Annotated in this window: 19 protein-coding genes; 3 read left to right on the top strand and 16 right to left on the bottom strand. The window is 61.5% G+C overall.

Going from position 1 to position 17537, the window contains the following annotated elements; genetic code table 11:
• Window position 1: 1 nt before the first annotated feature.
• From WBQ96_RS06395 to WBQ96_RS06365, 7 genes are all read right to left on the bottom strand, one after another.
• Window positions 2-1123 carry an ABC transporter permease gene (locus WBQ96_RS06395; protein WP_336548476.1) on the bottom strand — a complete coding sequence of 374 codons (1122 nt, stop codon included), beginning with the start codon at window positions 1121-1123 and terminating at the stop codon, window positions 2-4.
• Window positions 1120-1998, bottom strand: a complete 879-nt coding sequence (locus WBQ96_RS06390) for an ABC transporter permease (protein ID WP_336548474.1) — start codon at window positions 1996-1998, stop codon at window positions 1120-1122. The genes WBQ96_RS06395 and WBQ96_RS06390 overlap by 4 nt, the downstream gene beginning before the upstream one ends.
• Before the next feature lie 5 nt (window positions 1999-2003).
• The gene (locus WBQ96_RS06385; protein ID WP_336548471.1) at window positions 2004-2426 is read right to left on the bottom strand and encodes an endonuclease domain-containing protein; all 423 of its coding nucleotides are present in this window, start codon (window positions 2424-2426) and stop codon (window positions 2004-2006) included.
• A 58-nt stretch (window positions 2427-2484) separates the two neighbouring features.
• Complete coding sequence (locus tag WBQ96_RS06380; RefSeq protein ID WP_336548469.1) at window positions 2485-3276, bottom strand: ABC transporter ATP-binding protein; 792 nt, start codon at window positions 3274-3276, stop codon at window positions 2485-2487.
• 324 nt (window positions 3277-3600) lie between these two features.
• A complete protein-coding gene (locus WBQ96_RS06375; protein ID WP_336548467.1) occupies window positions 3601-4086 on the bottom strand; it encodes a contact-dependent growth inhibition system immunity protein in 486 nt (161 codons plus the stop codon).
• Complete coding sequence (locus tag WBQ96_RS06370; RefSeq protein WP_336548464.1) at window positions 4020-5270, bottom strand: Zn-dependent hydrolase; 1251 nt, start codon at window positions 5268-5270, stop codon at window positions 4020-4022. The genes WBQ96_RS06375 and WBQ96_RS06370 overlap by 67 nt, the downstream gene beginning before the upstream one ends.
• 72 nt (window positions 5271-5342) lie before the next feature.
• Complete coding sequence (locus tag WBQ96_RS06365; protein WP_336548462.1) at window positions 5343-6671, bottom strand: aspartate aminotransferase family protein; 1329 nt, start codon at window positions 6669-6671, stop codon at window positions 5343-5345.
• Between the two features lie 240 nt (window positions 6672-6911).
• Here WBQ96_RS06365 and WBQ96_RS06360 point away from each other — a divergent pair, with 240 nt between their 5' ends.
• On the top strand, window positions 6912-7547 hold the full coding sequence (locus tag WBQ96_RS06360) for a TetR family transcriptional regulator C-terminal domain-containing protein (protein ID WP_336548927.1): 636 nt from the start codon (window positions 6912-6914) through the stop codon (window positions 7545-7547).
• A 92-nt stretch (window positions 7548-7639) separates the two neighbouring features.
• A complete protein-coding gene (locus WBQ96_RS06355) occupies window positions 7640-7948 on the top strand; it encodes an EthD family reductase (protein ID WP_336548460.1) in 309 nt (102 codons plus the stop codon).
• A 10-nt stretch (window positions 7949-7958) separates the two neighbouring features.
• Here WBQ96_RS06355 and WBQ96_RS06350 read toward each other — a convergent pair whose 3' ends face one another.
• From WBQ96_RS06350 to WBQ96_RS06325, 6 genes are all read right to left on the bottom strand, one after another.
• Window positions 7959-8336, bottom strand: a complete 378-nt coding sequence (locus tag WBQ96_RS06350) for a DoxX family protein (protein ID WP_336548458.1) — start codon at window positions 8334-8336, stop codon at window positions 7959-7961.
• Window positions 8337-8395: 59 nt separating this feature from the next.
• Window positions 8396-8854: a carboxymuconolactone decarboxylase family protein gene (locus tag WBQ96_RS06345; RefSeq protein ID WP_336548456.1), complete on the bottom strand. Its 459-nt coding sequence runs from the start codon at window positions 8852-8854 to the stop codon at window positions 8396-8398.
• A gap of 33 nt (window positions 8855-8887) precedes the next feature.
• On the bottom strand, window positions 8888-9385 hold the full coding sequence (locus WBQ96_RS06340; protein WP_336548454.1) for an RrF2 family transcriptional regulator: 498 nt from the start codon (window positions 9383-9385) through the stop codon (window positions 8888-8890).
• 96 nt (window positions 9386-9481) lie between these two features.
• Entirely contained in the window at window positions 9482-9880 is a 399-nt protein-coding gene (locus WBQ96_RS06335; protein WP_336548451.1) for a PaaI family thioesterase, read from the bottom strand.
• A 6-nt stretch (window positions 9881-9886) separates the two neighbouring features.
• Window positions 9887-11200, bottom strand: coding sequence for an NAD-dependent dihydropyrimidine dehydrogenase subunit PreA (gene preA, locus WBQ96_RS06330; protein WP_165116210.1), 1314 nt, complete (start codon window positions 11198-11200; stop codon window positions 9887-9889).
• 2 nt (window positions 11201-11202) lie between these two features.
• On the bottom strand, window positions 11203-12567 hold the full coding sequence (locus tag WBQ96_RS06325; protein ID WP_336548448.1) for an NAD(P)-dependent oxidoreductase: 1365 nt from the start codon (window positions 12565-12567) through the stop codon (window positions 11203-11205).
• Between the two features lie 82 nt (window positions 12568-12649).
• Between WBQ96_RS06325 and WBQ96_RS06320 the strand changes: the two genes are divergently transcribed.
• Window positions 12650-12799, top strand: a complete 150-nt coding sequence (locus tag WBQ96_RS06320) for a hypothetical protein (RefSeq protein ID WP_336548446.1) — start codon at window positions 12650-12652, stop codon at window positions 12797-12799.
• Between the two features lie 17 nt (window positions 12800-12816).
• On the opposite strand, the gene WBQ96_RS06315 is transcribed toward WBQ96_RS06320, so the two are convergent.
• The 3 genes from WBQ96_RS06315 to WBQ96_RS06305 all read right to left on the bottom strand — a co-directional run bounded on the left by WBQ96_RS06315 (window position 12817) and on the right by WBQ96_RS06305 (window position 17279).
• A complete protein-coding gene (locus tag WBQ96_RS06315) occupies window positions 12817-13131 on the bottom strand; it encodes a hypothetical protein (protein WP_336548444.1) in 315 nt (104 codons plus the stop codon).
• 105 nt (window positions 13132-13236) lie between these two features.
• On the bottom strand, window positions 13237-15663 hold the full coding sequence (locus WBQ96_RS06310) for a GcvT family protein (RefSeq protein ID WP_336548443.1): 2427 nt from the start codon (window positions 15661-15663) through the stop codon (window positions 13237-13239).
• A gap of 77 nt (window positions 15664-15740) precedes the next feature.
• Complete coding sequence (locus tag WBQ96_RS06305) at window positions 15741-17279, bottom strand: trimethylamine methyltransferase family protein (protein ID WP_336548442.1); 1539 nt, start codon at window positions 17277-17279, stop codon at window positions 15741-15743.
• Window positions 17280-17537 lie beyond the last annotated feature (258 nt).

Genomic DNA, 17537 nt, shown 5'->3' with positions numbered 1-17537 from the left:
CCTACCCACCACGGACAGACGGATGCCAAAACGTAACGGCCCTTTCGACAAGGGCAATCGCGCCATAGAAGACCGAACCCGCAAGTGCTGCAACTGCGATTTCAGCCCAGACCATATCGATATTCATGCGGCCGACCTCCGTCGAAATACGGAAGCCCATACCGACGACGGGGGTGCCGAAGAACTCCGCGACGATAGCGCCGATCATCGCCAGCGTGGAATTGATCTTCAGCGCGTTGAAGATGAATGGAGCAGCCGCCGGCAGCCTAAGCTTGAACAGCGTCTGCCAGTAGCTGGAGGCATAGGTGCGCATCAGATCGCGCTCCATATGCCCGGACGCGGCAAGACCGGCGACCGTGTTCACCAGCATCGGGAAGAAGGTCATGACGACGACGACTGCCGCCTTGGACGGCCAGTCGAAGCCGAACCACATGACCAGAATGGGCGCGACGCCGATGATCGGCAGCGCCGAAACCATATTGCCGATTGGCAGAAGCCCGCGCCGCAGGAACGGCACGCGGTCGGCCAGGATGGCGGTGGCAAAGCCCGCGCCGCAGCCGAGGATGTAGCCTGCGACCACCGACTTGAAGATCGTCTGGTTCACATCCGCCCACAGGATCGGCAGGGAGTTCGCAAGCCGCACGCCGATAGCGCTGGGCGGCGGCAGGAGCACGAAGGGAATGCCGGCGCCCCGCGTGATCGCCTCCCACAGGATAAGAATCCACGCGCCGAAGATGACGGGAATCAACAGCCGCAGCAGTGTATTCGCCAGGCGGTCCACCGGGCGGAGCACCGACAGCACGGTCACGCAGCGCCAGGCCAGCAACCAGGCAGCCGTTATCAGCAGGAAGAACGAGGTTCGCGCGGTGCCCTCATTGCCGGTAATGCCGGCAATGAGCAGCCAGGCCGCGCCATGCGCGCCGACGAACAGAATGGCGGCGGAAATCAAGTTCGGCAGGGAAAGAGCAGACGCCAATGCCGCGCCGGCAACAAGGATGAAGATCAGAGCGGTGGTGCCGCCGCTATAGGGAGCAGCCGCACCCGCCAGCGGCAGCATGATGGCCGCGGTCACGCAGAAAAGCAGCGCCAGTCCCGCCTGCCATGAAAGCTTCAGCCCGCTCATGCCGGCCTCCCGCCCATGGAGCGCTCGACGATGTTGCCGACGATGCCGACGACAGTGACCAGCAGGATCGCCACGATCGACCCAGCGACGAGGGCCGCCCATATGTCGATGGTCTGGCTGTAATAGGAGCCGGAGAGCAGCTTTGCGCCGATGCCGGCGACCGCGCCTGTCGGCAGTTCGGCAACGATGGCGCCGACGAGGCTTGCCGCCACGGCCACTTTCATCGAAGCGAACAGGAACGGCACCGAGGCCGGCACGCGCAGCTTCCAGAACGTCTGCGAGGCGCTGGCATTATAGGTGTGCATCAGGTCGAGATGCATCAGTTCGGGCGAGCGCAGGCCCTTCACCATGCCGACCGCGACAGGGAAGAACGACAGATAGGTTGAGATCAGCGCCTTGGGGATGACGCCGGTGATGCCGATGGCGGCGAAGACGACCACCACCATCGGCGCGATCGCCAGGATGGGAATGGTCTGCGAGGCGATGATCCACGGCATCAGGCTGCGGTCGAGCGAGGTGAAATGCACGATGCCGACAGCAATCAGAATGCCGAGTGCCGTGCCAAAGGCAAAGCCCAGCAGCGTCGACGAAAGCGTCACCCAGGCATGGTAGACGAGGCTGCGATTGCTGGTGACTTTGCGCAGGAAGGTGTTTTCAAAGAAATTCGCCGCCACCTGATGCGGCGCCGGCAGCGTCGGCTTGGGCTGCGACCACGTCTTGCCGACGAACTCGACAAACCCCGGCGTCTCGCCGGCGCGCCGATCGAGATCGCGCTGGAACGGCCCGTTTAGGATGATGGCGAAAACGTACCAGACGATGACCAGACCCAAGAGAATGCTGGTAATGGGTACGATTTTTTGGCTTAGACGATCCATCGGCGCTAACACAGTCCCCCTCCCCCTTGTGGGGAGGGGCTAGGGGTGGGGGTAATTTCCAAATCCGGCATCAGCCCAAGTTCGCGCAAAATTTCTTCCACGCAACCGTCAAAAGATTCGGATAGCTCGCCTGTGTTGAACCTCAGTGTCTTATAGCCTTGGCTAGCTAACCACTCGTCCCGTTTGCGATCGCGCGCATGCCCGGTCGCCGTGAAATGATGTTCGCCATCAACTTCGATGATGAGGTGCCTCTCATGAATCACAAAGTCGGCGATGTACGGACCTAGCGGCGCCTGCCTCCTTACATGAATGCCGTAAAGTCGGCGAAACTCCCTGAGTTCCAACCAGAGCTTTCGCTCGCCTTCAGTCATGTTTCGTCGCAGTCGCCGAGCACGGCGAATTGCATCTGGACCGATCCCGGTCGGCATGAGAAGAACCCCCACCCCTAACCCCTCCCCACAAGGGGGAGGGGAAACTTTCCACGCCTCAATCATCATAGCTGTGCCCTGCCCGCAGGCCATCCCGAACCCGTGCGGCGATGGCCAGGAATTCCGGCGACTCGCGAATATCCAGCGGGCGCTCATGCGGCAGTGTCGATTCGATGACGTCGGTGACACGGCCGGGGCGCGGCGACATGACGACGATGCGCGTCGACAGATAGACCGCTTCCGGAATCGAATGGGTGACGAAGCAGATCGTCTTGTTGGTGCGCTTCCAGAGTTCGAGAAGCTGCTCGTTGAGGTGGTCGCGCACGATCTCGTCAAGCGCGCCGAAGGGCTCGTCCATCAGCAGAAGGTCGGCATCGAAGGCCAGCGCACGCGCGATCGAGGCGCGCTGCTGCATGCCGCCGGACAGCTGCCAGGGAAATTTCTTTTCGAAGCCCGACAGGTTGACCAGTTCCATGGTGCGCTTGATGCGCGCTTTCTGGTCGACCCCGGAAATGCCCATGATCTCCAGCGGCAGCGCGATGTTGCGCTCGATGGTGCGCCATGGATAGAGCGCGGCAGCCTGGAAGACATAGCCATAGGCGCGCGCCTGCCGTGCCTGCTCCGGTGTCATGCCATTGATGGAAATGGTGCCGGAAGTCGGCTTTTCGAGATCGGCGATAACACGCAGGAACGTCGTCTTGCCACAGCCGGACGGGCCGATGAAGGAAACGAATTCGCCCTTCTTGATGGTCAGGTCGACATCGGACAGCGCCTGCACGGGGCCGTCTCCGGTCTGGAAGGTGAGACCGAGTTTACTGGCTTCTACGACGGTTTGTTGTGCTGGCTGCAAGCTGGCTCTTTCCAAAAAATTCCATCGCTCTATTAGAGCAGTTTTCCAACGATGGGGACACTGGCTGATGAAAGGAAGATTCGCGAAAACAACAGGATAAGCGCCGACCTTGATTCAGTTTGAACCAAGCTGCCTGCCGTAGTCAAAAGACGGCAATTTCCGTCCGCCAACGTCCGGTGACGCAGCACGCCCCATGCCAAAAATCCCGCCCTGCACGAAGATGCAGCCGGTCATGGCGCGCCATTTTCGATTTTTTCGATCATTCTCCCAGTTCCCCTTTTTAAACCGCGCGCTTCTTTGCGAGCGCGTCGGCTCTTGGTTAAGTTATGTTGCCCTCGGTTCAGAGCCTTTCATAAACGCCTGAATCTCCCTTGCCAGTTTGGCATCGAAGCTTGATTGGTCAAGCTTGCTCACGATCGTTCGTAACCGCTCATGTAGGTCGGAAGCTGATGTCCAGAAATCGGATTTCACACGAAGGCAGGCAGAAAGCAGGTCACCCTCATAGTGGGTGACTCCAATCATCGGGTTTATATCCAGACCAGCAAGAGCCTTAGGCATCAGGTATTCGAGCCCGAAACCTTGTCCAATCAACAACCTGATCTGCTCCATGCTGAGAGCACCTAGCGGGGTGTTCAACGCAATCTCACATCTCTCGATGAGCGATGTCGAATAGGGTGGCTCGCTTGCCGGCCAGGCAAGCAGAACCCTAAGCGTCCGCTCCTCGTCGAGATTGCGCCTTGGCTTCACTCCACGATCACCGCCGTTTCGACAACCGCGTGGAACAGCACGTCGCAGCCGGCGGCGGCCCATTCCGGAAAGATTTCCTCGGCCTCGTTGTGGCTCAGCCCGTCAACGCAAGGGCACATGACCATGGCCGTCGGCGCGACGCGGTTGATCCAGCAGGCATCGTGGCCGGCACCCGAGACGATGTCGCGGTGCGAATAGCCCAGACGAACGGCGGCATCGCGGATCGCCTTGACGCAGCCTTCATCGAAGGTCACCGGGTCGAAATGGCCGACCTGCTCGATTTCGAAGGAGATATCGAGCGCCTCGCAGATGGTCGAAATGCCGTCGCGGATGCGCTCGTCCATCTCGTCCAGCACTTCCTTGTTGGGCGAGCGGATGTCGATGGTGAAGACCGTGCGGCCGGCGATGATGTTGCGCGAATTCGGGTAGACTTCCATGTGGCCGATCGCACCGACGGCGTCGGGCTGGTAGTCCATGGCGATCTCGTGGACCAGTTCAGTCACGCGCGCCATGCCGAGGCCGGCATTGCGGCGCTTGGGCATCGGCGTCGAGCCGGTGTGTGCCTCCCTGCCGGTCAGCGTCACCTGCAGCCACTTCAGGCCCTGGCCATGGGTGACGACGCCGATATCGACCAGTTCGCCCTCAAGTATCGGCCCCTGCTCGATGTGAAGCTCGAAGAACGCCTTCATCTTGCGCGCGCCGACCTTCTCCTCGCCTTTCCAGCCGATGCGCTCCAGCTCATTGCCGAAAAGCTTGCCTTCGGCGTCCTTGCGGCCATAGGCCCAATCCTGCTCGAGCACGCCGGCAAAGACGCCGGAAGCGAGCATGGCCGGCGCGAAACGGGTGCCTTCCTCGTTCGTCCAGTTGGTGACGACGATGGGGTGTTTGGTCTTGATGCCGAGATCGTTGAGCGAGCGGATGATTTCGAGCCCGCCGAGCACGCCCAGCACGCCGTCAAACTTGCCGCCGGTCGGCTGCGTATCGAGATGCGAGCCAACATAGACCGGCAGCGCATCCGGGTCGGTGCCTTCGCGGCGGGCAAACATCGTGCCCATCTGGTCGACGCCCATTTCAAGCCCGGCCTCGTCGCACCATGTCTTGAAAAGGTTACGCCCCTCACCGTCGAAGTCCGTCAGTGTCTGGCGATTGTTGCCGCCGGCGATGCCGGGGCCGATCTTCGCCATCTCCATCAGCGAATCCCACAAACGATCTGAATTGATTCGCAAATTTTCGCCGGGGGCGGCCATGCTCGTCCTACTCTAAAAAACTCTTGCAATGAGAAACGCCGGGAAGCCTTTCGGCCTCCCGGCGTTACTGTGTTAGTCGATCAGATTCAACACTTCACGCACATGATCGATCAGTTCGTCGATCTGGCCCTTGGTGATGATCAGCGGCGGCGACAGCGCGATGATGTCGCCGGTGGTGCGGATCAGCGCGCCGCGCTCGAAGGCCTTCACGAAGGCCGAGAAAGCGCGCTTGGTCGGTTCGCCGGCAATGGGCTGAAGCTCGATCGCACCGATCAGGCCGATGTTGCGGATGTCGATGACATGCGGCTCGCCCTTGAGCGAATGCAGGGCTTCCTCCCAGTGCGCAGCAAGCTCGGCGCCGCGCGTCAGAAGCCCTTCTTCCTTGTAGGTATCGAGCGTGCCGAGAGCGGCTGCGCAAGCCATCGGATTTCCCGAATAGGTGTAGCCGTGGAAAAACTCGATCATGTGTTCGGGGCCGGTCATGAAGGCGTCGTGGATTTCCTTCGTGACGAACACAGCGCCCATCGGGATGACGCCGTTGGAGACGCCCTTGGCGGTCGTGATGATGTCCGGCGTGACGCCGAAATAATCCGCCGCGAACGGCGTGCCGAGGCGACCGAAACCGGTGATGACCTCGTCGAAGATCAATAGGATGCCGTGCTTGGTGCAGATGTCGCGCAGCTTCTGCAGATAGCCCTTCGGCGGAATGAGAACGCCGGTGGAACCGGCAACCGGCTCGACGATGACGGCGGCGATGGTCGAGGCGTCATGCAGCGCGACGATGCGCTCCAGCTCGCTGGCGATATCGGCGCCATGCTCCGGCTCGCCACGGCTGAAGGCGTTCTTTTCCGGCAGATGCGTGTGCGGCATATGGTCGACGCCGGTCAAAAGCGTGCCGAACATCTTGCGGTTGGAGACGATGCCGCCGACGGAAATGCCGCCGAAATTGACGCCGTGATAGCCGCGCTCGCGGCCGATGAGGCGCGTGCGCGAGCCCTGGCCTTTCACGCGCTGATAGGCGAGCGCGATCTTCAGCGCCGTATCGACCGATTCCGAACCGGAATTGGTGAAGAACACATGGTCCATGCCTTTGGGCGCGATGTCGACCAGGCGGTTCGCCAGTTCGAACACGATCGGGTGGCCCATCTGGAATGCCGGCGCATAGTCGAGCACGGCGGCCTGTTGCTGGATCGCCTCGGTGATCTTCGGACGGCAGTGGCCGGCATTGACACACCAAAGGCCGGCAGTGCCGTCGAGGATCTTGCGACCGTCGCTTGCCGTGTAATGCATGTCCTTGGCCGCGACCATCATGCGCGGCGCCTGCTTGAACTGCCGGTTCGAGGTAAACGGCATCCAGAATGCGCTGAGATCGTTCGGCGCGATATTTTTTCTATTCGACATGACCAAGCTTTTCCCTTGTGTCCCCTGTTTCGATACGGCCAACGCTTGGTCTTTGCTTCGCTTCTGTGCTACGCAAATTTTGACCGATTGGACAAACGTTAGCACCGCCAGATGGGCGGTCAAGGGAATAGTAGCCCAGATGCGCGGGCAAAATCGCGTTCCACACAACGAGAGAAACTGGTCCAGCGGATTGGGCCACAGCCGGTACTCTCCCGGCATCGCGAAGAGGCCGCAATGACAATGGAAGGCTCCACTGCTCCGCGCCGCACCCGCATCCAGCAGGAGAAACGCGAGCTTATCCTGGAAGCCGCGCTCGAGGTGTTTTCCGTCAACGGTTTTCGCGGCTCGACCATAGACCAGATCGCGGAAGCCGCGGGTATGTCGAAGCCGAACCTGCTCTATTATTTCCGCCGCAAGGAAGACATCCACGAAACGCTGATGGAGCGCCTGCTGGAAACCTGGCTGGCGCCGCTGCGCGAACTGGACGACATCGGCGACCCGATGACGGAACTCAGAAGCTACATTCGCCGCAAGCTGGAAATGGCGCGCGACTTTCCGCGCGAAAGCCGGCTCTTCGCCAACGAGATCATCCAGGGGGCGCCGCGCATCATGCCGCTTCTGGAAGGCGAGCTGAAAACGCTGGTGGACGAGAAGGCCACCGTGATCCGCGGCTGGATGCGGAGTGGCAAGATCGCCAAGACCGACCCCTATCACCTGATCTTCTCGATCTGGGCGACGACCCAGCATTATGCCGATTTCGACGTGCAGGTGCGCGCCGTGCTCGGCCCCGACCGCGGCGGCGAAGGCCGCTTCGAAGACGCCGCGCGCTTCCTCGAGAACCTGTTCATTCAGGGCCTCCTGCCCAAGCGCGACTGATCCACCGGATGCACGAATAGGGGACTTTGGTCCGGGTTCTCAACATTCCGGCGATAGTTCATCGTGCCTCGCTTTCAGCGGAGGAGACGTCGATGGCTAAGCTCATAGCAATGTACAAGACACCGAAGGACGCGGCCGCTTTCGACCGCTATTATTTCGCCACCCATGTGCCGCTCGCCAAGAAGATACCGGGCTTGCGCAAATATGACGTCAGCACCGGTACGGTCGAGACGCCCGGTGGCCCTGCCGGCTATCATCTCGTGGCTACGCTTCAGTTCGATTCGCTTGCCGCCTTAAAGACCGCGCTTGGTTCGCCCGAGGGACAGGCGGCCGCCGGCGATATCCCCAAATTTGCCGATGGCGGCGCGGATCTGTTTTTCTTCGACACCAAGGAGGTCTAACCGGACGGCTCTACGCTGAAGCTGCCATGGCAAGGATAAAACCGCCGGTCAGCGCGATATTGGCAACGACGCCATTGATGCGGGCAGCGCGCTCGGCGCCCTGATGGTCCCAGAAATTGTGGAACATCAGGGTGGCGACGATCAGGAACCCGATCAGTCCCGCCGCCGCCAGCGCCGTCCAAAGACCGGCGATCAGCAAAGCGCCGCCGACAATCTGCACGATGATGCCAGCCCATAGCAGCAAGCCGGCCTGCGGCACACCGCGCGCGGTCATGATGCTCGTCAGCAAAGGCCTGTTTGCGATATTGCGGATGCCGGCGAAAACGAAGGCACCGCCGAGCAGAAGGCGGCCGGCAAAGGCGAGTGCGGGAAGGGCGTCTTCGAACATGTTCTTCTCCCTTGCGAGGGCGACCGGACGGCCGCCCTTCTGACGAGTTGATTAAAAGCTCAGGCGGCCTTGGCTCTTTCGACCGGATGAATGGCGTGGAAAGGCACGCACAGGCGATTCCAGACATTGATCATGCCGACCGCGACAGAGAGTTTCACGAGTTCCTGCTCGCTGAAATGCTCCAGCATCTCCGTATAGAGGCTGTCCGTCACCGGCTTGTCGGCGAGCCGCGTCAGCGTTTCCGTCCATTCGAAAGCGGCGCGTTCGCGGTCGGAATAGAGCGGCGACTCCCGCCAGGCGGAGACGAGATAGACACGCTGCTCGCTCTCGCCGTCAGCGCGTGCTTCGCGCGTATGCATGTCGACGCAATATGAGCAGCCATTGATCTGCGATGCCCGAAGCTTGATCAGATGCAACAGGCTCTTTTCGAGGCCGCACTGATCAACCTTTGCGTTGAGGGTTTGCACGGCTTTCAGCAGTTCCGGATCAGCTTTGAAGAACTCGAGACGTGGTTTCATGGTCTTTTCCTTTCCTTGGATGATTGATGAGGTTCAGGCCTGTGGCCGCTGGTTGCGGGCGAGATATCCGCAGGCGAATGTGATGGCGCGCGGGTCGGCTTCGGCCTGGTAGCCGGCGATGATGTCCGAGAGCTTGGTTTCGGCCAGAACCGTGCGATAAGCCCGCTCGGCCCGCAACATGGCGGCATTGATGCCGCAGGGTTTGGTGTACGCCGCAGGCTCCAGCTTGCCCGGGCCACGCTGCCGGATTTCGGCGCAGCGGAATGCAGGCTCCCTGCCCTCCACCGCCAGCACGATATCGAGAAGGCTGATGCGGTCGGGAGTGCGGGCGAGACGATAGCCGCCGTGCGGTCCGGACACGGATTCGAAAACCCTCGCCGCGACAAGTTCCTTCAGATGCTTGAGCAGATAGCTCGGCGAAACGCCGTGATACTCGGCCAATGCACTCGCCGGCAGCGTGCGCCCCTCTTCGAGGCCTGCCAGCATATTCGCGCAATGGATCGCCGCTTCTACGCCGTCACCAAGTTTCATCGCTTATCTCCAATTGTGGATAATTTATATCATGGATATTTTTTATCTACAATAAGAAAAACGAAGCCCGCCACATAACTATGCGGCGGCGGCTCATTACCCGATCTTCCAGATCGTGCCCTGCGCGGCGGCGCACTGTTTCTCCTCGCCATTGTCGACGGAGAAGATATCGCAAGCGCAGACCGCCTGGTTCGCGCCGCTGCCGATCACCCTGGCACGCGCGATCAACCGAGCGCCTTTGGCCGGGCGCAGATAGTTTACCTTGAACTCCAGCGTCAGCACCTTGATGCCGAGGACTGAGCCGCCTGCGAAGGTGAGCGCGTTATCGGCCAGGTAGCTGAGTATGCCGCCATGGGCGAAACCGTTCTGCTGCAGGTGCTCCGGCTTCAGGTCCAGAGCAAGCTCCGCCCGGCCTTGCTCGAAAACCAGAAGCTCGGTTCCCAGCAAGGCGCTGAAGGGTTGTGCGGCAAGTACCTTCCGTCCGGTTTCCAGCATGCGGCTCTACTCGGCCGCCACCTTCGCCATCGGGTTGTTGGGATGTTGCGTCCAGTTCGCATAGACCGGCGAGACTGGCTGGCCGGTGCGCTGGTCCATTACGCCTGCGGCCAGCGGCTCCATGGTGATGCAGTTCTCGACCGGGCAGACGTTGACGCACAGGTTGCAGCCGACGCATTCCGCCTCGATCACCTCGAAGTGGCGCACGCCGTCGACCATGTTGGTGATCGCCTGATGCGAGGTGTCCTCGCAGGCGATGTGGCACCGGCCGCACTTGATGCAGGCGTCCTGGTCGATATGCGCCTTGGCGACATAGTTGAGGTTGAGATACTGCCAGTCGGTGACATTGGGCGTCGCGCGGCCGATGACATCGTCGAGCGATGCATGGCCCTTCTCGTCCATCCAGTTCTTCAGCCCCTCGATCATCTCCTGGACGATCTTGAAGCCATAGGTCATCGCCGCCGTGCAGACCTGCACATTGCCGGCGCCAAGCGCCATGAACTCGGCCGCATCGCGCCATGTGGTAATGCCGCCGATGCCGGAAATCGGCAGTCCCCGCGTTTCGGGATCGCGCGCGATCTCGGCCACCATGTTGAGCGCGATCGGCTTGACTGCCGGGCCGCAATAGCCGCCATGGCTGCCCTTGCCACCGATGGAAGGCTCGGGCGAGAACGTGTCGAGATTGACGGCCGTGATCGAGTTGATCGTGTTGATCAGCGACACGGCATCCGTGCCGCCGGCGTGCGCGGCGCGCGCCGGCTTGCGGATGTCGGCGATGTTGGGCGTCAGCTTGGTGATGACCGGCATGCGCGTGTACTGCTTGCACCAGCGCACGACCATTTCGATATATTCTGGCACCTGGCCGACGGCGGCACCCATGCCGCGCTCCGACATGCCGTGCGGGCAGCCGAAATTGAGCTCGATGCCGTCAGCCCCCGTCTCTTCGACCACCGGCAGGATTGCCTTCCAGGCATTCTCCTCGCAAGGCACCATGATGGAGGCGATCAGCGCCCGGTCGGGCCAGTCGCGCTTGACCTGCTTCATCTCCTGCAGATTGATCTGAAGCTGACGGTCGGTGATGAGCTCGATGTTGTTGAGGCCCAGCAACCGACGGTCGGCACCCCAGATCGCGCCGTAGCGCGGGCCGTTGACATTGACGACCGGCGGACCTTCTTCGCCCAGCGTCTTCCAGACCACGCCGCCCCAGCCGGCCTGAAAGGCGCGGATGACGTTGTAGGCCTTGTCGGTCGGCGGCGCAGACGCCAGCCAGAACGGGTTCGGCGACTTGATGCCTACGAAATTGTTGCGGATGTCTGCCATGCTCATGCCCTCCCGTTAGAGGTGAGTGCCCGGTGGATGCTCTCTGCCGCGTCGCGCCCCTGCGCGACGGCCGAAACCGTCAAATCGTCGCCGCCCAGAATGCAGTCGCCGCCGGCCCATACCTTGGCAAGCGAGGTGCGCCCCTCTGCATCGACGACGATCCTGCCGCCTTCCATGGTGATCGACGCGCCGCTTCCATTGAGTGCCGCCGGCTCAAATGCCTGGCCGATCGCCTTGAACACCTGGTCGGCAACCAGCCGGACGGTCTCGCCGGTGCCAGTGAGTTTATCACCTTTCAGCGCGGTGTATTCGAGCTCGATACCCGAGACCTTGCCATTCTCGGCAATGACCTGTTTCGGCTGGAGCCAGTGGCGGATGATGACGCCGTTGGCGGTGGCGAGATCCTGCTCGAACTCGGAAGCGTTCATATGCTCCTGCCCACGCCGGTAGCAGATGGTCACTTCCTCAGCGCCAAGCAGCTTCGACTGCACGGCCGCATCGATCGCCGTCATGCCGCCGCCGATGACGACGACACGCCGCCCGACCGGCAGCTTGCCAAGATCACTGGACTGCCGCAGGTCTGCGATGAATTCGACGGCGTTCTCGACGCCCGCCGCATCCTCACCTTCGGCACGCAACGCATTGATGCCGCCAAGGCCAAGGCCGAGGAACACTGCGTCATAGCTCTTGGTGAGTTCGGAGAGAGAATAATCGCGGCCGAGCGCCTTGCCATTCTCGATGGCGATGCCGCCGATGGCGGTGACATAGTCCACCTCGGCCTGCGCAAAATCGTCGGTGCTTTTATAGGCAGCGATGCCGTATTCGTTGAGACCGCCGGCCTTCGGCTTGGCCTCGAGCACCGTCACCTCATGGCCATGGCGAGCAAGGCGGTGAGCGGCGGCAAGCCCGGACGGGCCAGCGCCGACGACGGCGATCTTCTTGTTGGTGGGCAGCGCGCGCTCATAGAACTGCTTGTTCTGTTCCATCGCGATGTCGGTGGCATAGCGCTGGAGCCGGCCGATCTGCACCGGCTTGCCTTCGGCCACCTCGCGCACGCAGACCTCCTCGCACAGCGTCTCGGTCGGGCAGACGCGGGCGCACATGCCGCCAAGAATGTTCTGGTCGAAGATCGTCTTGGCGGAACCGACCGGGTTTCCGGTCGAAATCTGGCGAATGAACATCGGAATATCGATCGATGTCGGGCACGCCTGCATGCAGGGCGCATCGTAGCAAAAATAGCAGCGATCGGATTCGACCAGCGCCTCGTGATGATCGAGCGGCGGGTGCAGATCCGAAAAATTCTCGGCATACTGCGCCGGCGCGAGGCGCCCTCCGGCTATGCCTTCCTTGAATTGACCTTCGGCCATTCCAGTTCCCCATTATTGTGGTTTTGAGGAAGGCTAGCACGTTTTATTTTTTTATCAATTGGTCAATTTTCTGGATAAGCATTTGAATTGGCAGGATAAAAACATGATTTTTCTAGTCATGTTTTATCCCACGCTTAGCCGTAACGCTTGGGAAGAACGTATCGCTTACCGCAGCCGCAATCCGGGCGGCCAAGCAGTGATGTCCACGACGATCCAGAAAAGCCGCGCCTGATCAAGTGGATGCTCTGCTCAGCGGCAGGAGCCGGCGTAAGATCCCGAGCCGATCGGTGGGCAGCCCGGCTTCATGACGGGCACCTGCGGTTGCTGCTGCGGCACGATCCGGCGATCCTGCTCGCGGTTGAACTGCTGCTGCAGCTGGAAGATCTCGCGCTGCTGGATGCCTTGCTGGATAGCCTGATTCTGAATGGTGATCTGGGCCGCCCTCGCCTGCGCTGCCGCCTGTTCGGAAGCAGTCTGGGCCGATGCACCGGGAATGCCCGCTCCAAGCGCCGTCGCTATCGTGAGAACGCCGAGCGTCGATTTTATCGCGGAATACGAACGCATGACCGTCGCCTTCATCGAGTTTGAAACCATTTCACTCTGAATGTAGGGCGTTACCGCCTCGATTCCATGCTGAATCTGTCCAGCGCGCGCAAATGTGAATGCCGTTTACCCCCGCATCCGGCCCTGATTGGCATCGAACAGAGGTGCTGCCTGCATCCTAGCTGAATGCCGCTTGCCGAGCAGTTCGATCTCGAAGCCGTCCGTCTCTTCGGCAATCTCCTTCGGCACATAGCCCATGGCGATGGAAACTTTCGCACCATGCGCATAGCCGCCGGAGGTGACCCAGCCGCGCACTTCATCGTTGAACCAGATCGGCTCGTCGCCGATGACGTCGGCATCGACTGCGTCCATCACAAAGGCGCGCAGGCGCAGCTTGCCGCCTTCCTTGCGCTCGGCAATTGCTGCCGCCTTGCCGATGAAATCCGCATCCTTGCCGTAGGCTACGAAACGGTCGAGGCCGGCTTCCAGCGGCCCATAGATCGGCCGGTATTCGCGCGCCCAGGAGCCATAGTTCTTTTCCAGCCGCAGCGCATTCAGCGCCCGTGACCCGAACAGGCCGAGCGAAAACTCCTCACCGGCATCCATCAGCACCTGAAAAACGTGGCGCTGATATTCCGGCTCGATCCAGATTTCGTAACCGAGATCGCCGGTATAGCTGACGCGGCCGACCAGACATGGCGCCATGCCGATATCGAGCTTTCTGATATCCATGAACTTGAAAGCATCCGCCGAAACATCGGCGCGCGTCACCTTGCTCAAAAGTTCGCGCGCCTTCGGCCCGGCGATGGAAAGCCCGGTGAGTTTCTGGCCGACCGCTTCAAGGCTTACCGAACCGTCCGCCGGAAGATGCTTTTCGAACCAGCGCATATGATACTGCTCGGCGATGCCCGAGCCGGCGATGAACCACTCGCCATTGCCGAGATTGGCCAGCGAAAAATCGCCGATCAGCTTGCCGTCTTCCTTCAGCATCGGCGCCAACGTCATGCGGCCGGGCTTCGGCAGTTTGCAGGCCAGCAGCCGATCGAGCCAGGCTTCAGCGCCCGGCCCCTTCACGCAGTACTTGGCGAAGCTCGAAATCTCCGACAGGCCGACGCCCTCGCGAACTGCCTTCACCTCGTTGGCGACATGCTCGAAATCGGTCGAGCGACGCCATGAGAATTCATCCTTGACGCCTTCCGGCGCATACCACAGCGGCACTTCCAGCCCATAGGCCACGCCCCATTGTGCGCCCTTGGCCGAAAGCAGGTCGTAGATCGGCGTCGTCTTCAGCCCACGGCCGGCCGGCAGTTCCTCATTGGGAAAGCGGATGGAGAAGCGCCGCGAATAGTTTTCGCGCACCTTGGCATTGGTGTAGCGCATAGAGGCCCAGTCGCCGTAGCGCGAAATATCCATCGCCCAGATATCGGCGCCCGGATCGCCGTGGATCATCCAGTTCGCAAGCGCCAGCCCGACGCCGCCGCCCTGGGAAAAGCCGGCCATGACACCGCAGGCCGACCAGAAGCCCGGCAGGCCGCGCACCGACCCGACCAGCGGGTTGCCGTCCGGCGCGAAGGTGAAGGGGCCGTTGATGATCTGCTTGATGCCGGTGTTCTGGAACGCAGGGAAATGGCGAAACCCGACCTCCAGCGACGGCGCTATGCGGTCGATGTCCGGCTCCAGCAATTCGTGGCCGAAGTTCCACGGCGTCTGGAACTCCGACCACGGCTTGTTGGCCTTCTCATAGGTGCCCATCAGCATGCCGCCGCGCTCCTGGCGCAGGTAAAGCTCGCCGTCGAAATCGACAGCGTGGATGATCTCGGTGCCGGTCTTGTCATTCCAGGCCTTCACCTCAGGCATGTCCTCGGTGATGAGGTACATGTGCTCCATGGCGAGCACCGGCAGTTCCAGCCCGACCATGCGCCCGACCTCGCGCGCCCACAGCCCGCCGGCATTGACCACATGTTCGGTGACGATCTCGCCCTTGTTGGTGATGACGCGCCACATGCCGTCTTCGCGCCGGACGATATCCTCCACCTTGGTGAAGCGCTCAACCTCAGCACCAAGCTTGCGCGCCGCCTTGGCGTAGGCATGGGTAACGCCTGACGGGTCCAGATGCCCGTCCTCCGAATTGCGCACCGCGCCAACGAACTGCTTGGGGTCGAGCAGCGGCATAAGCTCCGCCGCCTCCTTCGCCGATATCTCCTCGAGATCGAGGCCGAGATAGCGTCCCTTGGCGACGACGCCGCGCAGCCAGTCCATGCGCGCCTCGGTCGCCGCCAGAAGCACGCCGCCGGTGACATGCACGCCGGTCGCCCGGCCGGAAAGCTCCTCGATCTCCTTGTAGAGGCTGATCGTGTATTTCTGCAGCTTGGCGACGTTCGGATCGCCATTGATCGTGTGCATGCCGCCGGCCGCATGCCATGTCGAGCCGGAGGTCAGCTCGTCGCGCTCCAGAAGCACGACATCGGTCCAGCCGTGCCTTGCCAGATGAAACAAGACGGAGCATCCGACGACGCCTCCGCCTATGACCACGACCTGCGCATGCGATTTCATGATTTTGCTCTGTTTTCAGTAAGTTGGATGGGTTATGGGATTCTGGATGGGAAGTGGTTGAATCTGATTGTGAACGCTCAAGGCTCCTCCACCCCGATCTCCTCTTTCCGCCGAGCCACATAAGCCTCCAGCGCCTCCCGCACGGAGACATCCATCTCCGGCTCGACATATTCCTCCAGCGCTTTCTTCCACAGCCGCGTCGCCCGCGCGGTGGCATCGAGCCCGCCACCTTCCTGCCAGGCTTCATAATTCTGCCAGTTGGACAGCATCGGCTGGTAGAAGGCGGTGGAATAACGCTCCAGCGTGTGCGGCTCGCCGAAGAAATGGCCGCCGGTCGGGACGCGGCCGAGCGCGTCCAGCGCCAGTTCGCCTTCGTTCACCGCGATAGGCGTCAGGAACTCCATCATGTGCTGGATCATCTCGACATCGATGATCAGCTTCTCGAAACTCGCCGTCAGCCCGCCCTCCTGCCAGCCGGCGGCGTGGTAGACGAGATTGCCGTGGCCGAGAACCGCGCCCCACAGCGCCATCATTGTCTCGTATGTCCCTTGCGCGTCGGCAGCGTTGGAGGCCGAGCCGGGCGTCGTGCGATAGGGCAGCGAATAGCGCCGCGCGAGCTGGCCCGAGGCGATGTTGGCCTTGGTGTTTTCCGGCGTGCCGAAGGCGGGCGCGCCCGAACGCATGTCGACATTGGAGGTGAACGCGCCATACATCACCGGCGCTCCGGGGCGGACAAGCTGCGTCAGCACCACGCCGAACAGCGCCTCGGCGTTCTGCTGGGCGAGCGCGCCGGCAAGCGTCACCGGGCTCATCGCCCCCATCAACGTGAAGGGCGTGACGGCGACGGACTGGCCGAACTCGGCCATCGTCATCAGGCCTTCCGCCATCATGTCGTCGAAACGGCGCGGCGAGTTGACCGAGATGATGGTGGTGACGCCGGGATCGGCGCGCATCTGGTCGAGCGTCAATCCGCGCGAAATCGCCATCATGGAAATGCCGTCCAGTGCCCTGCCCCGGCCGATTGCCGAGACGTGAAAGCTCTTGTCGGTCAGCGTGACGTTGGCGAAATAGGTGTCGAGGTGACGGGAATTGGCCGGCATCTCGACCGGCGCACAGACCTGATTGCCGATCATGTGAATGCAGTTGAAATGCTGCGCCAGCCGCACGAGATCGCAGTAGTCGGCATAGTTGCCGGCGCGGCGTCCGCGCTCCATGTCGTGGACATTGGGCGGGCCGGCGACGAGCGTGAAATTGATATCGTTGCCGCCGAGATTGATTTTCCGCGCCGGATTGCGTGGCGTCAGCGTGTAGCTGGAGAGCGTCGTTTTCAACGCCTCGGCAACCAGCCCGCGATCGAGCCTGACGGTCTGCGTCGCGTGATCGACCTTGGCCCCGGCCTTCTCGAACAGCGACAGCGCTCGCGGGCTCATCACCTCGATGCCGAAGTTTTCGAGGATGTGCATGGAGGCTTCGTGGATAGCCTCGATCTGGTCGGCAGACAGAAGCGCCATCGGCGGATAGGGGTTTTGCACGCGGCGAAGCGGCAGTTGCGGGATGGCCGCAGTTCCCCTGCCCTGAGATCGTTCGCTGCTGCGTCGACGTCTTTCCGTGCTCATGGCAAGCATTGATAGGCCGCAAATCCGCGCGCTCTGTCAGAAAAGCGTCACCGGCGGACGGGTTTTTAGCCGGAGCGTCACTTTGGACTTTCTCCTAAGAAAATAGCGGCATTCAGCGCCGCTATTTTCAAACATCGCCAGATGAGGCTTCCGCCTATCTAGGCTTCTTGCCGAAGACCTTGATGTATTCGGCCTCGCCGCCCTTCGCGAGCGCCTTGGCCTGCCTGACCCAGTCCTCGCGCTCGATGCGGCCGTGGA

The organism is Mesorhizobium sp. CCNWLY176 (assembly GCF_037153935.1).
GTDB classification, from domain to species: domain Bacteria; phylum Pseudomonadota; class Alphaproteobacteria; order Rhizobiales; family Rhizobiaceae; genus Mesorhizobium_M; species Mesorhizobium_M zhangyense.
This window is presented reverse-complemented; position numbering and strand designations above follow the sequence as displayed.